This is a genomic window from Arthrobacter sp. ov118, assembly GCF_900116495.1.
GTDB lineage: Bacteria > Actinomycetota > Actinomycetes > Actinomycetales > Micrococcaceae > Arthrobacter.
On record NZ_FPAY01000019.1, the window covers coordinates 1 to 6,984 of the forward strand.

General features: G+C 63.0%; 4 protein-coding genes. All 4 read right to left on the reverse strand.

The features are described from left to right. Window positions 1-796, reverse strand: a 796-nt coding sequence (locus BM372_RS20230; protein WP_256214473.1) for a M20/M25/M40 family metallo-hydrolase, incomplete at its 3' end; no start/stop codon positions are given. Between the two features lie 48 nt (window positions 797-844). Next, entirely contained in the window at window positions 845-5,104 is a 4,260-nt protein-coding gene (locus BM372_RS20235; protein WP_090957236.1) for a Pls/PosA family non-ribosomal peptide synthetase, read from the reverse strand. A 14-nt stretch (window positions 5,105-5,118) separates the two neighbouring features. Beyond that, complete coding sequence (locus BM372_RS20240) at window positions 5,119-6,411, reverse strand: aspartate kinase (RefSeq protein WP_371261772.1); 1,293 nt, start codon at window positions 6,409-6,411, stop codon at window positions 5,119-5,121. Between the two features lie 160 nt (window positions 6,412-6,571). Continuing rightward, window positions 6,572-6,984: aminotransferase class III-fold pyridoxal phosphate-dependent enzyme (locus BM372_RS20245; RefSeq protein WP_143111527.1), on the reverse strand; the 413-nt coding region annotated here is incomplete at its 5' end.

The window sequence follows — 6,984 nt, forward strand, 5'->3', positions numbered from 1 at the left end:
ACCCGCCGTCAAAGGGCGTGGTCTCGGCGGGAAGCGAGTTCTCCTCGAAGAAGCGGAAGAGGATGTCCTCGACCGCCTTCGACCCGTCCGGCCCGGCGTGGCCGAAGTCCGTGCCGTCCCCGTCGTGGACAGACCGCACCCCGTTGGGCGAGGCCGCCATGTCCACATTCAGATTCGCCGCGGTCTGGCCCTTCTCGGCCGCGCTGAGTTCGTCGACGTAATGCTGGGACCCGTAGAGCCCGTCCTCTTCCCCACCCCAGAACGCAAACCGGACCCGGTTGGCCGGCGCGATCCCGGCCTCCTTCATCCACCGGGCGGTCTCCAGGACCGCCGCGACGCCGCTGGCATTGTCATTGATCCCCGGCCCCTCACGTACCGAATCCAGGTGCGCGCCCACCACCACCGTGTGCCCGGCGCTGCCCCCGGTGTCGGCCAGGATGTTGAACGACTCCACCTGCTGCCGGCGCCGGCCCTCCCGTTCAAAGCTGAAGGTCTGCCGGACCGGCGAGTACCCGGCCGCACGCAGCTGCTCCTCGACGTAGCGGGCCGACTCCTCATACCCGGACGTGCCCGAAGCCCGGTTCCCGTCATTGGCATCGGCCACCCGCTGCAGCGCCTCCATGTGGGCCGCCACATCCCGGGACCTGAACGCCTCCAGCACCGACCGCGCATCCACAGGACTCGCAGGATCCAGCCGCGACGGGCTGCATCCCGACAGCAGCAAGCTGACCGCGACCAAAATTGCCGCGGCGATCGCCGCAGTGCCTTTCCGCCCGTCCCATCGCACGCCCGTCACGGTACGAAGATACGTGCTCAGGCGCGGAGGGGGAAGGGCCGGCGCCGGTCAAGCGGCCTTCTGGCTCCTGCGGGTTCCCCCCGGGAACCTCAGGAAGCCGCCCGGAGCCTCGTGGTGGCTCCTCCTGTGGCGGGGCTCCGTGCTGTGGCGGGGACCGATGGAGATCCCGGCGGGTTGCGGTTCCCGGACTGGGGCCGCGACCGGGGCGAGGGCCAATACCTCGCGCGCAGGATTGCCGGAGTATGTCGCATTTTCCGGAACGTCTTCGCCCTTCATGAGAAGGGCGTCGGCCCCGAGCGACGAACCATCCTGCATCGTCACCCCGTAGTTGACCCAGCTGTCCACGCCGAGGGAACAGCGGTTGCCAATGACGATGTAGTCGGACTTGAAGGTGCCGTCTTCCATGGAGTGGCCCTGGACATGTGTTCCCTCATTGATCGTGCAGTTGTCGCCGATTGTTACGAGGGTTTTTTCCGGCATGTTCAGGCCGGCGTCGTAGAGCCGCTTGCCCACCTTGACGCCCAGCAGCCTCCAGATCATGGGCTTGAACGGGGTTCCGTTGAATGCTCCTCCGGCCAGTAGTTTCCACAGACGTTCGTGCCGCCAAAAGTAGCGGTCATAGATCGAGCAGTATTGCGGCTTAAGGCGGCGGAAGCCCATGACCGAACGCTCCACCAGTGAGCCAAACAGCACCCGGAACACGGTCAAGCCGAACATCGCCCCGGCGACGGCCAGCACACCTACGAAGCTGTGGGCCGTTACCGCTACGGCGCCGGCGAGGGTGGCAACGAAGAATAGGAACCAGCGCTCGGCCAGGAACAGCACCATGCTGAGGATGTTGTGCCGGTTCTTGGCCGGGAGACGCCGGCTCATGGCGTCCGCGATCTTGAGTTCGTCGAACCGTGCGTCACGTTGAACGGAGCGGGGAATCTCAAAGGCGGGCGACCCCAGCAGCCCCACATCCCTCCGGGTCGGGCCGTCGATTGGAACCATTACCTTGGTGGCCAGCAGGCAGTTCTCCCCAACCTTGGCTCCCATCGGAAACGTGATGCTGTTTCCCAGGAAGTTATGGCCGGCGATCTGGACCCGCGAGAGCCGGAACGAGGTGTTCGTGTAATCGGCGTTCATCATGTTCAGGCCGTCTGAAACCATGGTTCCCGTTCCCACGGAGCTTAGGAACGGAGACTCGTGGCCCAAGGTGGGGCCAAAGTTCGACCCTGTTTGCTGCACTTTGCCCAAGTCCCAGCCCAGCGCCTTCAAGTAGTGCACGATGTAGGAGCTGTCGCCGAAGATGTCCTTGTAGGTTCTGACGTTCGAGAGACGGAAGATCAGCCGGTGGATCGAGAAATGCCAGCCGTAGAGCGGATACACCACATCGGGCTTGAGGAAGACGTTCAGCGCTCGCGGAAGGCAGATGATGGCTACGAGGCCGGTGAACAGCCCGACAATGAACACCATCAGTGACACAGCCGCTACTTCGACGAAAAACGTAAAGGCGCCCAGCTGCAGGTGTCCGGTGTTCAGGTAGGCAGGCAGGAGTGCGGCGAGGCCGAGAACAAACGCGGGCACAACCAGGACCAGGCGGTTGAACAACTGGAGCAGGCTAAAGACGACCCTCCGGCGAGTGCTGCAGTGGGCGGCCGGGACCCTCGAGTAATTGGTGCTGGTACGTGCGGCGGGGGAACCGTGCCAGACCTCGCCGTCGGGTACTGTCTGCGGACTCTGCAGCGACGAGGCATGTCCAAGCTGGGTGTCATTGCCCATCGACGTTCCAATCTCGAGCGTGGTCCGCTCAGAGACGAGGACGTTGCTTCCCAGCGTCACCGGGCCCATCTCGATGATGCCCGAATGGGCCCGGTAGCACAGGACGGAAGAGTCTTTGTGGATGACGGTATTGTCCCCGGCGGTGAACAGGTCCGGGCACGCGGGCACTTTCCGGGAGAAGATCACCACGCCCTTGCCAATCTTCGCGCCCAGAAGCCGCAGGTACAGCACATAGATTGGAGAGCCTGCGAACAATACGAGGGGATTTGCCCTCGTAATTGTCTTGACCGCCCAGAAACGGAGATAAGCAATACTCCATATTCGGATGGTGCCGGGCTTCCACCGCCCTACGAAGACCCATTTGACGATAATCGGGACCACAGACAGGGCCACGAAAGTGGCGGCACCGAACCCGACCGAACGCAGCCACATGTCGAGGGGGTCGCTTCCCGCGGCCGTCCATTCGTAGCCAAAAACCAGCAGCGAAGCCGCGAGCATCATGTAACCAAAGAAGGCCAGCAGTTGGACTGCCCCGCACAGCGCGTACCGGAACGCGCTTATCGGCGGCATTGGTGCCGGGGGCGCGGCGTCGCTCTCCGGTACGGCCGCGCTGAGAACAGATTCACTGTGCCGGGCTTCGAGACAAACGGCAAGCTGCCGGACCGTCGGGTTCTCATAAATATCCTGCATCGCGGCTGCCGGCAGAGCGGTTTCTTTCCTGATGCGGGCACAATAGCGCGCCATCAACAACGAGTCGGCACCCAGGTCGTTGAAGAAATGGGCATCGGTAGAGACCTGGTCTAGGCTCAGCACAACCCCAAGCTGCGCCGCCAGGGTCTCTTCGGCGGCGGTTGTTGGGGCGGTGAAGGACCCGGCGGCCGCCTGACTGATCCTGTGTTCTGGCCGCGGCAGCCGCTTCCTGTCAACCTTGTCACTGGCCATCATGGGAATGGCGTCCAGCTGTTCAAAATAGGCAGGAACCATGTACCCGGGTAGCCGGGTACGCAGCATCCGGTGGAGGTCGTGCGGATCAATGTCCACAATGTCCTGGCGCGGGGTGTAGTAGGCGGCCAGTTCCACCGTTCCCTGTTCCGGTTCATAGGTCTGCACTACCGCCTGGGCAATTCCGGGGAGCTGCAGCAGGATGGATTCTATTTCGCTCAGTTCGATGCGATAGCCACGTATTTTGACCTGAGTATCAATCCGGCCGAAGTATTCGAGTTCGCCGTCGTCGTTTACCCGTCCGAGATCCCCGGTGCGATAGATCCGGCCGGAGGGATTATTCTCGATTCCCAGGAAGTCCGGCACAAAGGCCCGCTCCGTCAGGTCCTGCCGATTGACGTAACCCCGGGCCAGGCCCACGCCTGCGAGGCCGATTTCCCCCATTTCACCGCGCGGCAGGACCCGTTGCTCAGCAGGATCCACAATGACCGCCGTGTAGGTGGGCAACGGCACGCCCAAGGAAACGGGCACATCCGGGTCCAGGACCGACCACGTGGCCGTCACTGTCGCCTCGGTCGGCCCGTAGACGTTCAGGAAACGACGGCCGGGGCGATGCCAGCGCAGAACGAGGTCCTTGGGGCAGGCCTCTCCGGAGACCAGCAGGAACCGCAAACCGGGCAGGTCTTCATCAAGCGTCGCCAGCAGCGTGGGGACACAACAAAGAGCTGTGATCCGTTTTGCCTGCAAGTACTCCGCGAGCTCGGCACCAAGCATGCTGGACCGCCCTGGCTTCGGCACCAGGGTGGCCCCGACCATCCAGGCAACCCAAATTTCCTCCACCGAAAAATCAAAGGCGATGGTCATGCCTTGGTAAACGCGATCGGTGGACTGCATGCCGTAGATGTCAGAGGCAACCCTGACAAAATTGCAGATGCTCGCCTGGTCCACCGCCACGCCCTTCGGCCGGCCAGTCGAACCGGAGGTGTAGATGATGTATGCCAGCTCATCCTTCGTCCCGCCAAGATCGGTCCCGCCCAGGCGGTGGGTGTCCTTGGCGTCAATTTGCGCCTGCACATCATCAAGGCACACGGTCACCGGCGCCACCTCAGGTATCAGCTCCGACAGATGTGACAGTGACAGAATCATCGCGGCATTGGCGTCTTCGACGATGTATCGCAGACGGTCAGGGGGAAATCCTGCGTCCAGGGGAACATAGGCCGCGTGGATCTTCAGGACGGCGAGCATGGCCACGTAGGCGCGCCACGGCTGGTCAAGCAGCAACGCGATGCGATCACCCGGCCGGGCACCGCACACCAGCAGGTGGCGGGCCAGCTGGTTGGCCCGTTCATCCAGCTCCGTGTAGGTCAGAACGACGTCCCCTGCATCCACGGCAACCTGGGCGCCTAGACCCTGTTCCCGCAATAGGTCACAGCTGTCCTCAAAAAGTTGGTCCAGCCGCTCGCCTCGACGCCAGCGCGCCGCCTGATCCGGCGAGGCCGACGTCAGGACCGTTCCCCCTTCCGAACCGCCGATCATCGACATCTTTCCCTGCAATTCAGGGGGTTTGGTGAGGCCGTTGGCGACCCTCGCGGTCTTGCCCATCCTTGGCTCCTTCGTTAGGGCTGACGTACCACGGTCCTGAGGTCGCCGGCTTGACCCGCCACCGATCCCTCGTCCGATGGAGCCATGCCAAATGCCCGGCGGACTGCGCGTTCGGCATCCGCGAGCCGGTCCGCGTGTGTGACGGCCCCCATGGAAGTCTCGGAGATGTCGAAGAGGTCGAGGTCCACATCTGCGTCGGAAAGGGCCTTCAGGAATGTGCAGAAAATTTCCGGCGAAGACCGCATACCCAGTCCGGAGATGGACACCCTTCCCACCTCGCCATCGTTGTGCAAACCCTCAAATCCTATGGATCCTTTTTCAGCACCCAGCATGGCAAGGGCGGCAGCTGCCTGGGCAGCCGGCACAACGAGTGAAACGTCGGAACGCCTCGTGTCCGGGCCGGCCGTATTCTGGACGATTGCCTGGACGTCTGCGCCCGAACGCGACAGGACCTGGAAGATGCGCGCGATGCTGTCGGGTTTGTCCGGAATTCCAGCTACAGTGATTTTCGAAGTCGAGTCGACCCCGGACACGGCGGTTACTTCAGCTTGCTCCCTTGCGGGCTGCTGGAGCGGATGCCGGTCCAGGCCAGGCAGGATCAACGTCCCTGACACCGGTACGAATGAGGACCTCACATGGATGGGAAGTCCGAACCGGCGGGCGTACTCGACACACCGCAGGTGCAGGACCTTCGAACCGGAGGCCGCGAGCTCAAGCATTTCCTCGCTTGAGAGGATATCTATCTTTCGAGCTGCCGGAACAACCCGGGGATCCGCGGTATAGACACCGTCGACGTCCGTGTAGATTTCGCAGATTTCCGCTCCGAGCGCTGCAGCCAGCGCGACAGCCGTGAGATCTGAGCCACCGCGACCGAGAGTTGTCACCCTGTTCCGCTTCTGCGTCCTGCCCTGAAATCCTGCGACGATGGGGACCTCGCCGTTCGCCAGACTGCTGCGGACGCGGTTCGGCCTGACATCGGTGATGTGGGCTCTGCCGTGAATGCTGTCCGTTACCAGGCCGGCCGCACTGCCCGTGAACGTGCGGGGTACCTGGCCAAGATCCGTCAAGGCGATGGCTAATAGGGCAGCGGACACAAGCTCGCCGATGCTCAGAAGGGCGTCCAGGTCCACAGGAAGCGGCCGGGGGGAAACCTCGGCAGCGAGGTCGCAGAGGTCATCGGTGGTGTCCCCCATGGCGGAGACCACCGCCACGACCCGATATCCGTTTGTCCGGGTTTTGGCTATCCGTTCGGCTGCACGGAGGATTCCCGCCGCGTCCGCCAGGGATGAACCACCGAACTTCTGCACAACGACACTCCCCGGGGGAAATGCCCGGTCGGTTTCCTCTAAATTGACTTCGTTGGCCGCTGATGCTTTACGGGTACGCATTTCTCTCCCCGAAAATCTTCTAAGATTTCTTGTGGGCGCTACTGGCCCCAATGAGTCGTCACTTCCTTCTGTGCGGTGCTCAAACAGTTGATCCCACGGCGGCCGGCACTCCGGTCACAGACTCTGCGGCTTCAGCGAGAAGATCGAGTCCCTTCTGCAATTCCTCGGGACTGATGGTCAGCGCGGGCATCGTCTTTAGGACTTCGCCCTCCGGACCGGACGTTTCCACGAGGAGACCGCGGGCGAACGACTCAGCCGCAATCTTCTCCGCCGTCTCCGGGTTGGGGTAGTAGATACCCGCGAGCAGGCCCCGGCCTCGGACGGTGGCACCCTCCACGCCGGCTGCGATCTGTCCCAGCCCCTGGTGCAACTGCGAAATGAGCCCTGCGACGTTGGACTGGAACTTTTCGTCCTGCCAGAAGTGTTCCAGGGCAGCGGTCCCGGTAACGAACGCCGGGTTGTGCCCCCGGAAGGTGCCGTTATGCTCGCCGG